Here is a 19154-nt window from a genome sequence, read left to right as displayed (position 1 = left end):
ATCTATTTCCTCTTAAACAAAAGCGAAAATTGCTCTTAGCCCTACATATGAAAGCGCTATAAATATACCTAATGTCACATATGTGGAAATTCTTTGTGAGCGTGGTGAAACAGTAATTCCCCAGCTGACAGCAAATGACCACAAGCCATTAGCAAAGTGGAAAATAGTAGATAAAACACCGACAATATAGAAGCCTAGCATAAATGGAGAGCTTAAAATATTCGCCATCATGTCATAGTTTACTTCAGCTCCAAGCTGCGCTTGAATTCGTGTTTCCCATACATGCCAAGTAACAAAAATCAATGTGATGATACCTGTAATCCTTTGCAGTCTGAACAACCAGTTTCTTAAGTAATTGAAGCGAGACGTGTTGTTTTGTGCCGTAAAGGCTATGTACACCCCATAAACAGCATGATAGATCAGTGGTAAGAAAATCACGAACAGCTCAAGTGCATATCTGAATGGAAGCTGTTCCATAAAGTGTGCAGCTTTGTTAAACGCCTCTGGTCCATTTGTCGCAAAGTGGTTAATCACTAAGTGCTGTACTAAAAATAGACCGACCGGAATGACGCCAAGCAAAGAATGCAATCTCCGATAAAAAAATTCTTTGTTCCCCGACATTACTTTACCCCCTAGTAAAAAAAGTGCAATTGCTTGAAAATTGTCTTACCCCCGCTTCTTTCAAATGTAAGCACTTTATTCAAATTTATTGACAATTTCATTTTACTCCTATGTCAAAAAAGCGTCAAGAAACCGCGTACATAAATTAAAATTTTCCGAAATTTAAAAGTTTTAAATCAAAATTCGTTTTACTACAATAAGAATTTCTTAGACTTCAGGGAAAACTCTGTCATCATATGCCCACATAAGCTATAATAAATTGTTGAAAGAGGGGAGCCGCACAATGAATAAATTTGAATCTAACTTAGAACAGCTAAAAGAAATTGAAGTCAATGGATTTGCCTACGAGCTGATACGCGAAGTTCTGCTGCCTGACATTTTTGGTCAGGATCATTCGTCTATGATGTATTTTGCGGGTAAGCTACTTGCTCGTAAATTTCCTCAAGAGTCATGGGAGAAAATCCCCGAATTTTTCCATGATGCCGGATGGGGGACTCTCACGATAACCCATTCTAAAAAACAGGAAATTGAGTTTGAGCTCGAAGGTCCACTTGTATCGAATCGACTCACCTATCAAAAGGAGCCATGTTTTCAAATGGAAGCAGGTTTTATTGCTGAACAGATTCAGCTTCTCAATGAGTACGTTGCTGAATCCTATGAGCAAGTGAAAAAACGTGCTGATAAAGTCATTTTAACCGTTAAATGGGATTTAAGAGACCCTAGCTAACAATGCTTATGAAAGGCGAGGACTTCGTGTCACGCCTTTTTTATATGTCTTCTTCTATCATAGCATACATATAGAAATGGCTTTCGCCAGCGTGTAGACAAACCCTCGCATTCTTTGTCAGTCCTGCGTTCCGGTGCTCACGAATGTCCAATTCGCTCCGCTCCGGTACTCGTCCTTCCTAGACTTCAAGGGCTTTCTATCACGCTGAAAAGAAGACAAAGGGCTAAAATCAAGATCATTTTAGCCCTTTGTCAACAATCTGACATCTACCCCCATCGGAGTAGATGCTTCTTGCTCATTTTTTACTTTCCTGATATGTCACTAAATATTCTTTCACCTTTTTAGCATCCGGCTTCAACTCGTTTTTTGTTTGAACAAGCGGACTGACTGTAGATGATGCCTTGTGTTTATTTCCTTGATAGAAGTTAACAAATTCCTCTTGATTAATGGAATAAAGGATCGCTTTTCGTAAGTCTTCACTTTTTGCCACTTCACGTTTAGAGGTGTTAAATAACAAATAGGCAACAGCATTGCTCTGATTCTTTTGCAAGGCTAGCTTGCTGTCTGCCTCGACTACATCATATTTTGTTTCAGGTATTCCATTAAAAATATGAATTTCTCCATTTCGGAGAGCAGATAACGCACTATCTGGATTTTCGATAAATCGAACGGTGACTTGTGAAATGTTTGGCTCGTTCTCTGTTCCTTTCATATATGCAGGGTTTTTATAAAAAACCGCTTCATAATCGTTTTTATACGATAAAATGTATGGCCCGCTCGCAAACAATTGATTGTTATACATTTTCCCTTCTGTGATTGTACGCTGATCGCCATATGGGATATCCTTTGCTGGATCAAAGGCATCCACATCATATGTGTTTACACGCTCTATCTGTTTCTTAGAAACAATTCCTGCTGATTGATGGGCTAAATAATTTAATACTTGCGGGAATGGCTCTGTTGTCGTGATCTTTACCACTTGATACGCACCTGCTTGATTGTCTGCATCTTCTTTATCTTTTACGAGCTTTTTCACCTTCTGTTGCACATCTTTTTCTAAATCTTCTTTGATCGTACCGCCATTACCTGATGCTGCTTTCAGTTCAGATAGATCGGTTACAACCTCTGCACTTTGAATATGCTCATGCAATGAATATGTACGATGGTCTGGTACTGCGTTTTTATCCTTGGCTCTGTTCAGCGAAAAAACCACATCATCTGCACCTACGCGTTCGCCCGAATCCATCGCTTTTTTATTCTCCACCTTTGCAAAACGGATATCGTCTCTTAATAAGAAGTAATAATGTGTTTTATCTTTTGTTGCGGCATGATTCCAAGAAAGTGAACCTTTTGATGTGACTTTATCATCATCTGTCAAATTCACAAGTCTTACATACATATTGGTATTCAGTGTATTAATTGAGCCATCATTGCCTTTGATCGGATCAAGTGATGTAAGGGAAGCTAGCGCCTGTTGCGTGATGAGCGGATCTTTATTTCTTTTGGATGAATCGTTAAAATCAATTGATTCCCATGCAACTGCCCGAGATTTAGCTAGACGAACGGTCTTCTCATTAATCACCTCTTTGTTCACACCTTGAGCTTTCAATGAATTGTAAAGCGGTGCAATATAGGCCTTATCAAAGACTAGACGCTTTTCTAATTCTTGATACGTTTGAATGTATTCGTCAGGCGTTTCTGTTGCTGCTTTGTCAATCAATTGATCGATTTGTTTATCTGACATGATGCTGTTATCAGCACCGGTTTTAAACAGGCCACGAACCGCATAATCAGGGTTCCCCGTCACAGTCGTCCAGCTCGAAAGAACGATGTCATAATTCCCGGCATCCTTTTGAGCTGTATAGCTGCCATAATCAGGCTGAATATTGAGTTTTACTTTAAATCCATTCTTGACCAATTGATCTCGAACGATATTCAGGTCATCTTCACTACTGCTCATTCCAAGTAATTCAATGGTTTCTTTCGACGCTTGACTACCTTCCTCATTTCCTACACTTGACTTCGTATTGACACAGCCTGCTAATACGAGAAGCAATATGATGAGCAATGGTAATACACTTTTTTTCATAGTATTTCCCCCTTGTGTGTTTACATTTCATCTAATTTTGGATCTAACGCATCCCGTAATGCGTCACCTAAAAAGTTAAATGATAAGACAAGCATGATAATGGCGAGCCCTGGAAAAATTGCTAGATAGGCATGAGATTCTAGATAGGTACTCCCCGCTTTTAATATATTTCCCCATTCCGGAATATGAGGTTCAACGCCAAGGCCCAAGTAACTCAAACTACTTGTCGCAATCACTGCCGACCCAATTGTCAAAGTGGCTTTCACAATCATTGGCGCCAGTGAATTAGGGACAATTTCTTTAAAAATAATAGACCAATCACTAGCACCTAATGCTCGGGCTGAGTGAACATATTCTAGATTAGAAATCATCATGACATTGGCACGCATTGTTCTGGCATAGGTCGGAATCGCTCCTACACTAAGAGCAATGATCAAGTTCACAATATTGGCCCCAAATGCTGCAATGATAGCGATCGCCAGTAATATGCCAGGGATAGCATAAAGAACATCCAGCAACCGCATAATGATATGATCTGTTTTTGGCGTGTAGTATCCAGCAATCGCCCCCAAAAAACCTCCAATGACGGCTGGAATAAGGGTTGAAATGCAGCCAACGAGTAAGGAAATTCTTGCCCCAAAGACAATTTGCGAAAATACATCACGGCCAAATTGATCAGTTCCAAGTGGATAAGCAAGACTTGGTGTTTGCAAAATAGCACCATATTGATTTTCGACCGCCAAGTCATAATCGAAGGTAAATACACTCCACATGGACAGAGAAAAAACAAAAACAATGAACAACAGTCCTAGCATCGCTGCTTGGTTTCTCGTTATTTTCTCCCAGATGGAACGCCATTTTTCAAAACGATATTTTTTGATATGTCTTGTTTTCACCGCAAGCTGTATCGCCAGAAGAAGAGCAAATACGTTGCCCATTACAGATGAAAGCACAAGGGCAATAGCAAAATATGTTCCCGTTACCGGTGATACCTTTCTATCCTCCTGCTTAATGACAAACACAAATACTGCCGTATAAAAGAGACCGATGACAAGCAGAATCAGCATAGCAAGTGGAAAGGAATCCGTTACATAGGGTTTGAATAAATTAAGAGCGGACAAAGCCATGATCACGATATGATTGATCAGCATGTAAAAAGCAAATAGATATGCCAGAGATTTTCTTTCTTTTATGAGACTAAAGGCAAAAACGGTGATGATGAGATGACCAGCCAAAAGACTCAACAACTGCACATAACCTAGACGCCTCGTGAAGGTTTGAATTACACCTGTCTTTTCTAGATCATTCTTTATTTTCCATGTAATACTGACTTGAATAAGTGAAAAGAAAAGGTAAATAAAAGATACACTGAACATCAGTGGCTTCACGGTTTGATTCGCCATATCAACGCTGTTTATAAAGAAAAGAATGGTCATGACAATTGATGCAACAGATGTGAATTTTGCGCCAATATACTCGATAGACCGCTTTTTCACGTGATGCTGCTCATGAGAGTGAATCGACTTCATCGTTGCTGACATTCCTACACCTACTTCAATATTGTTTCATCTTTAATCTAATACGAGGATCAAAAAATGCATATAAAATATCAATGATGACATTCACGACGGAGATGGTAATCGCCACATATACAACCCCTCCCAAAATACTCGGAATATCAGGGATAAACTGCTTATCAACAATATAACTTCCAATCCCACTAATGTTGAATACCTTTTCTGTAACAGCCGCTCCTCCAAGCATGCCACCGAAAAGCAGTCCAATGACGGTAATAATCGGAATCATGGCATTGCCAATTCCATGTCGCCATAGAATATACTGCTGACTTAGCCCCTTTGCTTTTGCTGTAATCATGTAATCTTCATGAATAACTTCGAGCATAGATGACCTGGTCATCCGAGCAATCGAGGCAGTTAACCCCGTACCAAGGACAATGACTGGCATGAGTAAAGATAACCAATTTTCTGGGGAATACGTGGCGGGAAGCCATTTCCATTTAATCGAAAAGTTCAAAATGAAAATGAGCCCTTGCCAAAAGTTTGGAATAGACAACCCAAGTAATGCGATAAACATGAACGAATAATCAAAAAATGAATACGGTCTTGTCGCAGAAATAACCCCTATTGGAATGGCAATCACAATCGCCATGACGAGTGACCAAACGGCTAATGTGAGCGTGATAGGAAATTTATTCGCTATGCTTGTTGCCACTTCTTCATTTCCTGTAAACGATTTTCCTAGATCAAATGTAAAAAGTCCTTTTAAAGCATTCCAAAGCTGTTGGATATATGGCTGATCTAGACCATATAGATGATTAAAAGCTGCGATTTGCTCCTTTGTGGCGGATTCTCCAAGAATATTTACTGCTGGATCAAATGGAGAGAAATAGAGAATGGTAAAGACAAGAATGATTACACCGATAATCACCAATACACTCATAAGCAGCCGTTCAACAACATATTTCAAGAGTGCATGCCGGTATAAAAAAAGCAGAATATACATTGGTAAGCCTGGAATCAATGTCACCATAAGAAAAAGCCGGTTAGATAATAGTGAAGCAAAAACCGTGTGAAACGTGACTTTCGCCTGACCTTGTTTTTTTAGCTCTTCTTCAACCTTCAATTTCACTGTTTTTTGAAAGGCTTCTTCTGTCCACTGATGAGTGAGGCTGTCGATCTCATGTGGATCTATTTTTTCATGGAAGAATTCTTTTTTCCTCAACACTTGCTGCTTAATATCCGCTCTCATTTTCTCTTTAACGCCAGAAACATCTAAACGAGCCTTCACTTCTTCTAATACATGAATATATGTATCTTGTTTACTCTTATGTAAATAATAAAAAAACACAAACAAATGCACGGGTAAACCAACAATCCACAGCACTAATTGATATGTACGGCGCGATTGAATGTCTTGAAATATTCGACTGACCCAGGATGGATGAGATATGCCGCCAATCTCATCATGTTTTACAGCTACCATTCTCGACAACCCATCGTTCCCCCTTTCACATGAATGTTCGTTCCAAAAAGTTAATTGCATTATTCCGATCTGTATAGTAAAGTTTATGCTAGCTTCATTTGAAAGTCAATATCCATATCATACAGGTGGTGGAAAAGATTGAAGGATTTAGCACCTCTTCTAACTGTGAAGGATTTACATATATCTTTTCACACACGGGATGGCGAATTAGAAGCTGTCCGTGGCATTAGCTTTGAAGTAAACAAAGGAGAAACACTTGGTATTGTCGGGGAATCAGGAAGCGGGAAAAGTGTAACAGCCCGGAGTATTTTACAACTCCTTCCATCACCTCCTTCTTTTTTAAAATCAGGAAGTATCACCTTTTTGGGGGAAGAACTCACAACAAAAACGGAAAAAGAAATGCAGGCTGTAAGAGGTCGTGAGATTGGCATGATTTTTCAAGACCCTATGACTTCTCTCAATCCAACGATACGGATTGGCCCCCAAATCGCTGAAAGCTTGATCAAACGCAAAAAGCTTTCAAAAGAAGAAGCTAAACAACAGGCCATTGACCTGATGAAACTTGTAGGGATTCAGCATAGTAAGGAGCGCTATCAGCAATATCCTCATGAATTCTCTGGCGGTATGCGTCAACGGATCGTCATTGCCATCGCTTTAGCCTCTCAGCCAGCCTTGCTTATCGCAGATGAACCAACGACTGCACTCGATGTGACGATACAAGCCCAAATTTTACATGTGATGAAGGATATTCAAGAACGGTTTGGGACCTCGATTATTTTCATCACACACGACCTGGGCGTTGTTGCCGGAATGTGTGATCGGGTGGTTGTGATGAAAGAAGGAAAAATTGTCGAATCCAATACAACAGAAGGATTGTTTGAGAACCCTCAGCATGCATATACACAACAGCTTCTCAATTCTTTGCCTCGTTTACATGAAAAGAAAAAAAACAAGAAAGATTTTGATGCCATACATATCAAGCATCATCCGCCTTTACTGGAAGTGAAATCATTATCTCAGCACTTTCAAATCGGTAAAGGGCATGTGCTAAAAGCGGTTGATCAGATTGATTTTTTGATTAAACGCGGAGAGACACTGGGACTTGTTGGCGAATCAGGTTCAGGGAAATCAACCACTGGCCGAGCGATCCTTCGCTTAAACGAACCAACAGATGGCGATATCTTATTTCAAGGCATTCCAGTCCACCGGCTGTCGAAAAAAGAAATGAAAACGATGCGGCGGCATATGCAGATGATTTTTCAAGACCCATATTCTTCTCTAAATCCTCGCTTTAAAGTGCTGGATATTATCGGACAGGCGCTTGATCTCCACAGGTTAAGCACAAACAACACCGAAAGGAGAAAAAGGGTGGAAGCACTGCTTGAGATGGTCGGCCTCAAGCCGTCACATGCCGATCGGTACCCTCATGAATTCTCCGGAGGACAGCGCCAGAGAATCGGAATCGCAAGGGCGCTTGCCGTAGAACCACAATTGATTGTATGTGATGAACCTCTGTCTGCACTTGATGTTTCTATCCAAGCGCAAATCGTACGCTTATTAGAGGATCTTCAGAAAAAGCTTGGGTTGACTTATTTATTCATTGCACACGATTTGTCGATGGTGAAACATATTAGTGACCGAGTGGCTGTGATGTATGCTGGTAAAATTGTTGAATTAGCCGAAAGTGAGGAGCTTTACAACAATCCGCAGCACCCCTACACAAAATCGCTACTTTCAGCCATCCCTATACCTGATCCTAAAGTGGAAGCAAAGAAGGAAAGATTCGTTTCAGCAGAACAGATGGACGAAGATCCTTATCATTTACAAAATGCAGAGCTAGTAGAAATATCAAAAGATCACTGGGTTGCCATTCCAACAGCACATAAAAAAGAGGTGTACCCGTTGTAGCGGGTACACCTCTTTTGTTGTTTAAGAATGAGCAGCGGCGCTCACCTTTGATAATTCAAACGCATCATGAAGGGCTTCTACAGCTTTCACCATATCTTCACGATCAACGACTGTTGAGACTTTGATTTCAGACGTACTGACCATTTTCACCTGAATGTCTTTTTGAGCTAACACAGCGAACATTTCAGCAGCAACGCCTGGGTTTGAAACCATACCAGACCCAACGATGGATACTTTGGCTAATTTGCTTTCTGTCTCAATCTGCTCGTAGCCAAGTGCGCCTTTGTATTCTTCTAATACTTCAACTGTTTTGGACAAATCATCCGTTTTGACAGAGAAAGAGATCGACGTCTGATTCGTGCTTGTGACGGACTGAATGATGATATCGACATTGATATTTTGCTTAGCAAGCGTCGTAAAAATGGTCGATAGTGTTGTCAAACCGCTTGATAGGCCGCACACCGTCACCCGTGTCATCTGATCTTCAAATGCAATGCCTCTTACAACTAAATTTTGTTCCATGGATGATTCCTCCTCAATTAACGTACCCGATTCATTTACAATACTAGAACGGACTTCTAGTGGGACTTGATAATTTTTCGCAAACTCAACCGCTCTCGGATGCAGGACCCCAGCTCCTAAATTGGCCAGCTCGAGCATCTCATCGTATGAAATACCTGCAAGCTTTCGCGCAGACGGCACATAACGTGGATCTGTCGTAAACACACCTGGTACGTCCGTGTAAATATCACATTTGTCTGCTTTGAGTGCCGCAGCCAGTGCCACAGCTGTCGTGTCTGATCCACCGCGACCAAGTGTTGTAATATGTAGATCATCCGCAATTCCTTGGAAACCTGCTACAACGACGACTTTTCCCGCACTAAGTTCTTCTTTGATTCTTGCTTCATCGATGTCCACGATTCTTGCATTTCCGTGCACCTTCTCTGTTTTCATCCCAGCCTGCCAGCCTGTATAGGAAATGGCATCATAGCCTTTTGCTTGCAGTGCCATTGCCAGTAACGAAATAGTGACTTGCTCTCCAGTTGTGAGCAGCATATCCATTTCTCTTTTGCTTGGATCATCTGTGAGTTCTTTCGCTAGGTCTACTAAAATATCCGTTGATTTGCCCATCGCAGACACCACTACAACCACATCATGTCCAGCCTTGCGTTCAGCGATGACTCTCTCTGCGGCATTGCGTATTTTTTCTGTTGATCCAACGGATGTTCCGCCAAATTTTTGTACAATTAGTCCCATGTCTACCACCCTTTTTCAAAAGATCACGTGTGAGAGAAGAGGCTGCGGAGACTGCTCTAATCACTGCACATAAAAAAGCAATGAGAGAACAAATCTCCCATTGCTTTAAAATCATCATCAAACGATGCAAACAATGAGATAGCCCTCCAAGAAATATATTCTTGACAGCCCTACATTTCTTCAATGTACAGCCAGCGAATAAAATGAGTGGATTTTATTCACTTCGGCGACGCTCCCCTTTCAGCCCTCTTCCTTGATCCCATCGATCTCTGAAGGCTTACTCTTGAAGTTCGCACCTCTATCTTCAACAAACAACACGTTCATTTATTAATTTAGTCACATCTTAACAGACTTTTGGAAAAAGTACAATCTATTTTTTTAATGCCTCCATTAAAAGTTCAGCCGTTTGTTTCGGAATCCCAGCGTCCTGAAAATCTTGGACAGAAGCTTCTTTCATCTTTTTCACAGAGCCAAAATGTTTAAGTAGCTGCTTTTTGCGCTTTTCTCCAATACCTGGCACATCGTCTAAAATAGACTGGAAAGCATTTTTTCCGCGCAGTTGCCGGTGAAAGCTAATGGCGAACCGGTGCACTTCATCTTGAATACGCTGTAATAAATAAAAGGCTTGGCTATTTCGCTCCAGTGCAACGATTTCAAGTGTATCTCCCATCATGAGATTTGATGTCCGGTGTTTTTCATCTTTCACAAGACCTGCCACTGGGACAGACAGATTCAATTCATTTTCAAGCACATCTATGGCTGCGTTAATCTGTCCCTTTCCTCCGTCAATTAAAATTAAATCTGGCAGCGGCAGTTCATCCTTTAACACGCGTGTATATCGTCTTCTAATGACTTCACGCATGGACGCATAATCATCTGGCCCTGAGACGGTTTTGATTTTGTATTTCCGGTATTCCTTTTTATATGGCTTCCCGTCCTGAAAGACGACCATGGCAGAAACCGGGTCTGCACCTTGAATATTTGAGTTATCAAATGCCTCGATCCGGTATGGCATATAAATGTTAAGTGCGTCCCCGAGCTGCTTTACCGCACCAATTGTCCGTTCTTCATCGCGCTCAATGAGCGAGAATTTTTCTTTTAAGGCGATTTTGGCGTTTTGGTGTGCAAGTAAAAGCAAATCCTTTTTCTTTCCTTTTTTCGGCTGGTGAACGTTCGTCTCAAGCAATTGCTCAATCATCTCTTGATCTACGCTGTCTGGCACTAGAATTTCCTTCGGCAGGAAGTGATTGTTCTTTTCATAAAATTGGCCCAAAAACGTGAGGAATTCTTCCTCCGGGTCTTGATACATAGGGAACAGGCTGACATCACGTTCAATCAATTTCCCCTGCCTAATGAAGAAGACTTGGACACACATCCAGCCCTTATCATAGGCATAGGCAAAGACATCTCGATCTGACATATCACCCATTGTCATTTTCTGCTTTTCCATTGTTGAGTCGATGTAAGCGATCTGATCTCTCAGTTCTTTTGCCCGCTCGAACTCTAATTGTTCGGCTGCTTCCTGCATCTTGCCAGTTAGTTCTTTCTTGATTTGCTGATGCCCTCCATTTAGAAACCTGGTGATTTCATCCACGAGCTGCTTATTCGTTTCTTCAGAAATGTCATACACACATGGTGCGAGACATTGCCCAAGATGATAATAAAGACAGACGCGATCAGGGAGTGTCGCACATTTTCTTAGTGGATATAAGCGATCGAGCAGCTTTTTCGTTTCTCTTGCTGCTTGTACGTTCGGATATGGTCCGAAGTATTTCCCTTTGTCCTTTTTTACATTGCGGGTGACGATTAGCTTAGGATGCCGTTCATTCGTAATTTTAATAAAAGGATACGTCTTATCATCCTTGAGCATGACATTGTATTTTGGATCATACTTTTTAATTAAATTCAGCTCTAAAATCAGTGCCTCGATATTAGAAGAGGTGACAATGTATTCAAAGTCCTCAATTTCACTGACGAGCCGCTGCGTTTTGGCATCATGAGATCCAGTGAAATATGAGCGCACTCTATTTTTTAATACCTTTGCCTTCCCCACGTAGATGACCGTATTCTGTCTATCCTTCATTAAGTAACAGCCTGGTCGATCAGGCAGGACTGATAGCTTTTCTTTGATCAGTTTATTCATATTTTCATCCGTCCTTGTTTTCCTCTTTCACTCCTTCTAGTGTATCACGAACATTTGTTTTATACCATATTGAAAGAAAAGCGGCTCTCGTCAATACGAGAACCGCTTCAGTCGTCATGCCACATTGGCATAGATGGATTTATAGATGTTTGTTGACAAGCTCAGCTAGTGCTTCTTTTGGTTTGAAACCAACAGATGTTTCTACGACTTCGCCGTCTTTTAAAACAAGAAGTGTTGGGATACTCATGACGCCGTATTTACCAGCAGTTTCTTGGTTATCGTCTACATCAATTTTTACGATTTTCATTTTATCGCCCATTTCTTGATCAAGTTCTTCAAGAACTGGAGCAATCATTTTACAAGGTCCGCACCATGGTGCCCAAAAGTCTGCAAGAACAACACCTTCTGCAGTTTCTTGTGAAAATGTTGCGTCAGTTGCTTTTACGATAGCCATTATTCATTCCTCCAATGTAAATTATGCTTTTTAGTATAGCATCTACCAATGTGACTTGCGAATGAAATGCTTACGAATCATTTTTTATAAAATGAATTAAAAAACAAACCTTACAATCGCACCAATAACAACAATCGCACCGATGATCATCAGAATGGTTCTAAGCATATAACACAACTCCCTTTCCGCTTCATTTACAATGTATGATGCCCCAACATTCTTCTCATCAAACATTGAAATATGCAATCAAGCCAGATCGACAGTCAACATTACAACCGACATAGGCGGGAGATCAATAGTCAGCTCGCCGCGTTTAACAGCAAATTGCCGAAAGTCCGCAGGCTGAACGGAATGAGGATCTTCGAATGTATTGTGCGCATTCATTCGATCAGCTGTTAGCACGCGGCCAGTGACAGTCTTTTGTGGATCAATCCCATCTATCGCAAGAGCTACCTCTATTTTTTCATGAGGATTCAGGTGACAAAAGCTAATATGCATTTTGTCAGATGAACGCGAGGCTGACACACTGACCTGAGGGATTTTTTCACCTCGGCGTTCATACGGCGGTGAATCAAACTCCACTTCAAGCGCTTCTTCCTCTTGATGCACTTGAAACATGTGAAACACATGATAGGTAGGGGTCAGAATCATCTTTTCGTCTTTCGTTAATACCATCGCTTGCAGGACATTGACCGTCTGGGCAATATTCGCCATATGAATCCGCTGGCAATGGCGGTGAAAAATATGAAAATGCAGGGCACAGACAAGGGCGTCTCTTAGTGTGTTTTGCTGATACAAAAACCCAGGGTTTGTCCCTGGTTCTGGGTCATACCATGTCCCCCATTCATCAATGATCATCCCGATTCTCTTGTCTGGGTCATACTGATCCATGATCTGTCCATGATCCATGACAAGCTGCTCCATTTCATTTGCCTTCTTCAACGTTGTAAACCATTCATCCTCGTCGAAATCAGTCGCAGACCCTTTCTTCTCCCATGTACCGGGTACAGTGTAGTAATGTAAACTAAGCCCATCCATCCATGGTGCAGCCCGCTCCATTAATACTTTTGTCCAATTCACGTCATTTGAATTTGCGCCACAAGCGATTTTGTAAATTTGCTGACCCGCAAACTCTCTTACATACGTTTGGTAGCGTTTGTATAAGTCTGCATAGTATTCAGGCGTCATATTTCCACCGCAGCCCCAGCTTTCATTGCCTACACCAACATAGGTCAGCTTCCATGGGTCTTGTTTTCCATTTTGAATGCGCCAATCGGACATGGGTGTCCCCTTAGGAAATGTGATGTATTCAATCCATTCTGCTAATTCTTGAACAGACCCGCTTCCCACATTGCCGCAAATATAAGGCTCACATTCAAGCAGTTCACACAATCTCATAAATTCATGCGTTCCAAATGCATTGGATTCAACCGTACCGCCCCAATGAGTGTTCACCATCGGTTTTCGTTCACTAAGATCACCTACACCATTTGCCCAGTGGTACTCGTCTGCAAAGCAGCCGCCCGGCCACCTAAGCACCGGTATATGTAATGCTTGAAGAGCCTTTAGCACATCGGTACGAAGCCCTTCAATATGATCAATCGCTGAATCTTCTCCTACCCAAATTCCATCATAAATTCCTCTTCCTAAATGCTCTTGAAAATGCCCATAGATGTGTTTAGAAATACGCCCGATCACGTCATTGACTTTTACTGTTCCCTTCACTTGTCAACCGCTCCTTTGTTTCATGATGACATACAAAAAAACCCAGAATACCTAGGCATTCTGAGTGTATGAGCGTTACGAGTGGATATTCATCTTTTTTAACTCTTCATTCAAAAGCGGAACGACTTCGAACAAGTCACCGACGATTCCATAATCGGCGATTTTAAAAATCTCAGCTTCTGGATCTTTGTTAATCGCAAAAATGACTTTACTGTTAGACATTCCGGCTAAATGCTGTATCGCACCTGATATCCCGCAGGCAATATAAAGGTCAGGTGTAACGACCTTACCGGTTTGACCAATTTGCAGGGCATAATCACAGTAGTCTGCATCGCAAGCTCCACGCGAAGCACCGACTGCTGCACCAAGCGTCTCAGCGAGTTCTTTCAGCGGTTCAAAGCCTTCCTTGCTCTTGACCCCTCGTCCTCCAGCGATAATGACCTTTGCTTCAGATAAGTCTACACCTTCTGACGTTTTTTTAATGACTTCCTTCACGATCGTTCGCAGGTTCTGAATATCAACAGAAACTGGCGTGACTTCACCGCTTCGTGACGCATCACGCTCAAGTGGTGCCACATTGTTTGGCCGGATGGTCGCTAAAAGCAGTCGATCTGTCGAGATGACTTTTTCGAAGGCTTTTCCAGAGTAAATGGGTCTAGTGAAAACGAGATGTTCTCCGGTAACGCTTACATCGATCGCATCTGAAATCAAGCCAGTCTGCAGGCGTGCGGCTATTTTCGGCGATAAGTCTTTTCCGATAGACGTATGGCCAAAGAGCACAGCATCCGGATTGACCTGATCTAGTATGGCTTGAAGCGCCTGCGCAAAGCCATCAGATGTATAATATGAAAGATGCGGATGCTCCACAATCATGACATGATCTGCCCCATAGTAAAGCAGTTCATCCGCTTGATCTTTGACGTCATCCCCTATTAACACACCAATGACCTCACCGCCATCTGCCACCCCGTGAGCGGCAGCAATCGCTTCAAATGTCACATTTCTTAATTTACCGTCACGACTTTCTCCAAGTACAACAACTTTTTTACTCATCCTTCAAGCTCCCCCTTGTTCTCGTGATATCGTAAAGTGGATGTTTAGATGACTTTTGCTTCATTTCTTAGTAGTTCTGTCAGTTCTTTGACTTGATCCTGAAGCTCACCGCTCAGCACCTTGCCACCCTCTTTTTTCTCCGGTAAGAAACGTTCAATCGTTTTGATTTTATATGGCACATCGTCTTCACTCAGATCTAAATCATCAAGTTCCAATTCTTCTAAAGGCTTTTTCTTTGCCTTCATAATGCCTGGTAATGAAGGATAGCGAGGCTCATTTAAGCCTTGCTGCGCTGTGACAACAAGCGGGAGCTCAGCAGAAATCACTTCCACGTCACCCTCTGCATCTCGTTCAATCGAAGCAGAGCCGCCGTCAATTTGAATATTTGTAATCGTTGTGACATATGGAAAACCAAGTAATTCAGCAAGACGCGGGGCTACTTGTCCAGAGCCCCCGTCAATCGCCACATTCCCCGCTAAGATCAAGGACGCCTCTTTGTCTTTTAAATAGTGATAAAGAATGGTCGAAGCTGAATATTGATCCCATTCTTCTAAGTCGTCTTCCACATTTAATAAAACGGCTTTGTCACAGCCCATAGCAAGCGCTGTTCTTAGCTGTTTCTCCGCGTCTTCACTGCCAACTGTCACAACAGTCACTTCTCCCCCGTGCTCATCGCGAAGCTGAATGGCTTCTTCTATGGCGTACTCGTCATAAGGATTAATAATGAACTCTGCCCCATCTTCTTGAATTGCACCAGACTGAATGGAAATCTTCTCTTCCGTGTCAAACGTACGCTTCATCAACACAAATATATTCATTCATTTCTCCCCCTTGTGTCGTACTAATCCCTTATTCCCCTTTAAAATTCGGTTTGCGCTTTTCGATAAAGGCCCTGATACCTTCCTTGGCATCATTCGATTGGAAAACCTCACCAAACTTTTTGGCTTCGAGCTTCATTCCACCATCATATGAATACAATTTTGTTGCGTTCAATAAATCAAGCACATACTCGAGTGATTTTGGGCTTTTCGCTGCAAATTTTGCCGCAAGTGTTTTGGCTGCCTCGAGCGCCTCTTCCTCTGTTTCAGCCAGCTTTGAAACAAGTCCGCAGGCGAATGCTTCCGCGCCTGTAATCGGTTCAGCTGTTCCCATCATTTCAAGCGCTTTAGCAGAACCAACATAGCGAGGGAGGCGCTGCGTGCCGCCGAATCCTGGAATGATGCCGAGGTTTAATTCCGGCAGCCCAAGCTTCGCATCTTTTGTTGCGATTCGAATATCACAAGACATTGCCAGCTCAAGGCCTCCGCCTAATGCTGCTCCGTGAATCGAGGCAATGACTGGCTTTGGACATTGTTCAATCCGTTCAAAAACTTGCTGCCCTCTGTCTGCAAGACTTGCATAATCAGACTCTTTCTGTAAGGTCGTAAATTCCTTAATATCAGCACCTGCCGAGAAAAATCTGCCTTCTCCGTGGATCACAATGGCTCTTACTTCTTCATTCTGTTCGAGCTGGTCAAACATGTCGTTAAGCTCAGTGAGAAGCTGAGAAGATAAGGCGTTTGCAGGTGGGTTCTGAATTGTGATGAGCGCTGTCTGCCTTTCATGATGTAAGCTAAGTATCTTTTCCATGTCAATCATCCTTTTTCACATTGTCTTTAAGATTGATGTATTCCGTTTAACAGTAGATCATGTACGTTTTCTGCGAGTGCAGGCAGGTCATACTTTTGATCATTCATGACCCATGTTGTCGCGGTTTCATCAATCGTGCCAAATACCATTTGTCTCGCTAAGCGGACATCTAGATTTTGTCTGAATTCTCCTGTTTTCTTTCCCTCTGCTAAAATCGACTCGAGCATATTTAAATACCCTTTCAGCACCTCATTGATTTTTTGCCGCAGCTCAAGGTTTGACTGCCTAAGTTCAAGCTGTGTCACAAGAGCCAAATGATGATTTTGCGCAAGCATGCGAAAATGCTCCTCAATCAGCAGTAGAAGCTTTTCTTTGGCAGACGGTTTTTTTTGAATATCGGTTTCCATCCGTTCGATGAATTGTCCCATTTTTTCTTTAAATAAAGAGATCAGAATATCCTCTTTGTTTTTGAAATAGAGATAAATGGTTCCGTCTGCTACCCCTGCTTGTTTGGCAATCTTTGAAACTTGTGATTGATGATAGCCGTTCTCTGCAATCACCACAACTGCTGCATCAATAATCTGCATGTACTTCGGTCTTTTCTGCTTCAATGTGCTTCGTCCCTTTCTGAATTGAATGAGCATTCATTCATAACTTCATGTTAAAAAGAAACGAGTGATTTGTCAAGTGCTCTTTCTTCATTCTTTTCAACCTTTAGCATACCAGAGCAGACAGTCACAATTCAAATCATCCGGCCGATAGACCGGATGATGCAGGTCGTTATTTCTCAGATTGATCGACAGGCGTTTCAGATGAAGAAGCGTGCTTTCTTTTTTCTTCTTCAATTAACACTCTGCGCAAAATCTTCCCGACAGCCGTTTTAGGGAGCGACTCTTTAAATTCATACACGCGCGGTACTTTAAATGAAGCAATTCTTGTTCTGACAAAGCGATCGAGTTCATCCTCTGTTAAATAGGCATCCTTTTTCGGCACAACAAACGCCTTCACTGTTTCTCCCCTGTACGGATCTGGAATACCTGCCACGACGACTTCCTGCACAAGCTCATGTTCATAAAGGGCTTCTTCGACCTCTCTCGGGTAAATATTATAGCCGCTCGCAATGATGACATCTTTTTTCCGGTCGACTATATAGAAGAAACCGTCCTCATCCATATACCCAATATCTCCGGTGAAAAACCAGCCATCTCTTAATACCGCCTCAGTCTCCTCTGGCTGATTCCAGTACCCTTTCATAATCTGCGGCCCTTTGACAATAATTTCTCCATGCTCATATGGCTCTTTGAGTCCCCCAGTTTCCTCGCAATAAATGCCAGCATCTGTACTAGGCCAAGGACAGCCAATGCTGCCTGTTTTATTTGCTCCCCATAAGAAGTTGGCATGGGTAACTGGTGAAGTTTCTGAAAGACCATACCCCTCCACTAAACGGCCGCCTGTTAATTTTTCAAAGCTCTGTTTGACTTCAACAGGAAGTGCCGCCGATCCGCTTAAACATGCCGTAATAGACGACAGGTCATACTTTTCAATGTTCGGGTGATGCAGCAGGGCAATATACATCGTTGGTGCGCCTGGAAAGAGCGTCGGCTTCTGTTTTTCAATCGTTTTTAGGGTATCAGCTACATCAAAGCGCGGAAGAAGAATCATTTGATGACCTTCTTTGACAGCAAGGTTTAATACGGTCGTCATTCCGTACACATGAAAAAATGGAATGACGCCAAGGATTCGTTCTTTTCCCCTCGTCGTTTTATACATCCAGGAAGCACACATTTCTGTATTCGCTAAAATATTTTCATGCGTGAGCATGACTCCTTTTGGTAAACCGGTTGTTCCGCCTGTATACTGCAAAACAGCGACATCCTCTTTTGGCTCAAAGGCAAGCGCGGGAATCTGTTCTCCTGAAGATTCTTTCATGATTTGTGAGAAATGATGAATGGTATCACTTTTCTCTACTTGGATGACCATGTTGTTTTTTCTTTTTTGGACAATAGGGAACAGAATGTTTTTCGGAAATGGTAAATAATCTTGTAATTTGGTCATGATTAAGTGCTCCACACTTGTCAGCGCTTTCATTTTATAGGCCTTTGGATACAATAGATCGAGTGTGATCAGCACTTTGGAGCCGCTGTCCTCCATTTGATATTCCAGTTCTTTTTCTGTATACAGCGGGTTCGTTTGAACAACAATGCCGCCTGCTATTAAAACAGCATAATAAGAAATGACCGATTGAGGGCAGTTTGGCAGCATGATCGCCACCCTGTCGCCTTTTTTCACGCCATTTTTCATTAGATGGCTGGCTAGCTTCAATACGTCTTCTTGCAGCTGTTCATAGGTGATGTTTTTTCCTAGAAAATGAATGGCTGTATGCTCAGGTGCAGCCTCTGTGGAGCTGAATAAGTAAGATTGTAACGTTTCATTTGGGATGGTGAGTTCGTGGGGAATTTGATTCGGGTAATGCAGAAGCCAACGTTTATCTGACTGCATAAAAACCCTCCTTCCTGAACTTTCGTACTATTATATTATAGCAAAC

Annotated in this window: 15 protein-coding genes and 1 riboswitch; of the genes, 2 read left to right on the top strand and 13 right to left on the bottom strand. The window is 42.1% G+C overall.

The window, feature by feature from the left end:
* Positions 1–12: 12 nt before the first annotated feature.
* Complete coding sequence (locus IEE86_RS11500; RefSeq protein ID WP_008355953.1) at positions 13–621, bottom strand: succinate dehydrogenase cytochrome b558 subunit; 609 nt, start codon at positions 619–621, stop codon at positions 13–15.
* A 283-nt stretch (positions 622–904) separates the two neighbouring features.
* Between IEE86_RS11500 and IEE86_RS11495 the strand changes: the two genes are divergently transcribed.
* Positions 905–1348: a YslB family protein gene (locus IEE86_RS11495; protein WP_191097347.1), complete on the top strand. Its 444-nt coding sequence runs from the start codon at positions 905–907 to the stop codon at positions 1346–1348.
* A gap of 295 nt (positions 1349–1643) precedes the next feature.
* On the opposite strand, the gene IEE86_RS11490 is transcribed toward IEE86_RS11495, so the two are convergent.
* From IEE86_RS11490 to IEE86_RS11480, 3 genes are read right to left on the bottom strand one after another with little or no spacing between them, the layout of a single operon-like run.
* Positions 1644–3437 (bottom strand): ABC transporter substrate-binding protein, encoded by a 1794-nt coding sequence (locus tag IEE86_RS11490; protein ID WP_191097346.1) that lies wholly within the window; start codon positions 3435–3437, stop codon positions 1644–1646.
* A 20-nt stretch (positions 3438–3457) separates the two neighbouring features.
* On the bottom strand, positions 3458–4978 hold the full coding sequence (locus IEE86_RS11485; RefSeq protein ID WP_224740934.1) for an ABC transporter permease: 1521 nt from the start codon (positions 4976–4978) through the stop codon (positions 3458–3460).
* 13 nt (positions 4979–4991) lie between these two features.
* Positions 4992–6449, bottom strand: coding sequence for an ABC transporter permease (locus tag IEE86_RS11480; RefSeq protein WP_191097345.1), 1458 nt, complete (start codon positions 6447–6449; stop codon positions 4992–4994).
* A gap of 129 nt (positions 6450–6578) precedes the next feature.
* Between IEE86_RS11480 and IEE86_RS11475 the strand changes: the two genes are divergently transcribed.
* Entirely contained in the window at positions 6579–8348 is a 1770-nt protein-coding gene (locus IEE86_RS11475; RefSeq protein ID WP_191097344.1) for an ABC transporter ATP-binding protein, read from the top strand.
* A 21-nt stretch (positions 8349–8369) separates the two neighbouring features.
* Here the strand turns inward: IEE86_RS11475 and IEE86_RS11470 are convergent, their stop codons facing one another.
* From IEE86_RS11470 to IEE86_RS11430, 9 genes are all read right to left on the bottom strand, one after another.
* Positions 8370–9605 (bottom strand): aspartate kinase, encoded by a 1236-nt coding sequence (locus tag IEE86_RS11470; protein ID WP_191097343.1) that lies wholly within the window; start codon positions 9603–9605, stop codon positions 8370–8372.
* A gap of 131 nt (positions 9606–9736) precedes the next feature.
* Positions 9737–9914: riboswitch (Lysine riboswitch) on the bottom strand.
* A 61-nt stretch (positions 9915–9975) separates the two neighbouring features.
* Positions 9976–11748 carry an excinuclease ABC subunit UvrC gene (gene uvrC / locus IEE86_RS11465; RefSeq protein ID WP_191097342.1) on the bottom strand — a complete coding sequence of 591 codons (1773 nt, stop codon included), beginning with the start codon at positions 11746–11748 and terminating at the stop codon, positions 9976–9978.
* 139 nt (positions 11749–11887) lie between these two features.
* Positions 11888–12202 (bottom strand): thioredoxin, encoded by a 315-nt coding sequence (trxA, locus tag IEE86_RS11460; protein ID WP_007501629.1) that lies wholly within the window; start codon positions 12200–12202, stop codon positions 11888–11890.
* A 246-nt stretch (positions 12203–12448) separates the two neighbouring features.
* Positions 12449–13927: an alpha-N-arabinofuranosidase gene (locus tag IEE86_RS11455; RefSeq protein ID WP_191097341.1), complete on the bottom strand. Its 1479-nt coding sequence runs from the start codon at positions 13925–13927 to the stop codon at positions 12449–12451.
* 75 nt (positions 13928–14002) lie between these two features.
* Complete coding sequence (locus IEE86_RS11450) at positions 14003–14980, bottom strand: electron transfer flavoprotein subunit alpha/FixB family protein (protein ID WP_191097340.1); 978 nt, start codon at positions 14978–14980, stop codon at positions 14003–14005.
* A gap of 44 nt (positions 14981–15024) precedes the next feature.
* Complete coding sequence (locus tag IEE86_RS11445; RefSeq protein WP_191097339.1) at positions 15025–15798, bottom strand: electron transfer flavoprotein subunit beta/FixA family protein; 774 nt, start codon at positions 15796–15798, stop codon at positions 15025–15027.
* Between the two features lie 31 nt (positions 15799–15829).
* Entirely contained in the window at positions 15830–16609 is a 780-nt protein-coding gene (locus tag IEE86_RS11440; protein ID WP_191097338.1) for an enoyl-CoA hydratase, read from the bottom strand.
* A gap of 26 nt (positions 16610–16635) precedes the next feature.
* Complete coding sequence (locus IEE86_RS11435; protein WP_191097337.1) at positions 16636–17220, bottom strand: TetR/AcrR family transcriptional regulator; 585 nt, start codon at positions 17218–17220, stop codon at positions 16636–16638.
* 169 nt (positions 17221–17389) lie between these two features.
* On the bottom strand, positions 17390–19108 hold the full coding sequence (locus tag IEE86_RS11430; protein ID WP_191097336.1) for an AMP-binding protein: 1719 nt from the start codon (positions 19106–19108) through the stop codon (positions 17390–17392).
* Between the last annotated feature and the right edge of the window lie 46 nt (positions 19109–19154).

It is taken from the genome of Bacillus crepusculi (assembly GCF_014764715.1).
GTDB lineage: Bacteria > Bacillota > Bacilli > Bacillales > Bacillaceae > Bacillus.
Note: the sequence above shows the minus strand (reverse complement) of the source record. Positions and strands in the feature narration are given on the sequence as shown.

Bases quoted from the DNA above. Each gene is read 5' to 3' on its own strand.
- IEE86_RS11500 (WP_008355953.1), bottom strand. From the start codon at position 621: ATGTCGGGGAACAAAGAATTTTTTTATCGGAGATTGCATTCTTTGCTT.
- IEE86_RS11495 (WP_191097347.1), top strand. From the start codon at position 905: ATGAATAAATTTGAATCTAACTTAGAACAGCTAAAAGAAATTGAAGTC.
- IEE86_RS11490 (WP_191097346.1), bottom strand. From the start codon at position 3,437: ATGAAAAAAAGTGTATTACCATTGCTCATCATATTGCTTCTCGTATTA.
- IEE86_RS11485 (WP_224740934.1), bottom strand. From the start codon at position 4,978: ATGTCAGCAACGATGAAGTCGATTCACTCTCATGAGCAGCATCACGTG.
- IEE86_RS11470 (WP_191097343.1), bottom strand. From the start codon at position 9,605: ATGGGACTAATTGTACAAAAATTTGGCGGAACATCCGTTGGATCAACA.
- uvrC (WP_191097342.1), bottom strand. From the start codon at position 11,748: ATGAATAAACTGATCAAAGAAAAGCTATCAGTCCTGCCTGATCGACCA.
- trxA (WP_007501629.1), bottom strand. From the start codon at position 12,202: ATGGCTATCGTAAAAGCAACTGACGCAACATTTTCACAAGAAACTGCA.
- IEE86_RS11450 (WP_191097340.1), bottom strand. From the start codon at position 14,980: ATGAGTAAAAAAGTTGTTGTACTTGGAGAAAGTCGTGACGGTAAATTA.
- IEE86_RS11445 (WP_191097339.1), bottom strand. From the start codon at position 15,798: ATGAATATATTTGTGTTGATGAAGCGTACGTTTGACACGGAAGAGAAG.
- IEE86_RS11440 (WP_191097338.1), bottom strand. From the start codon at position 16,609: ATGGAAAAGATACTTAGCTTACATCATGAAAGGCAGACAGCGCTCATC.
- IEE86_RS11430 (WP_191097336.1), bottom strand. From the start codon at position 19,108: ATGCAGTCAGATAAACGTTGGCTTCTGCATTACCCGAATCAAATTCCC.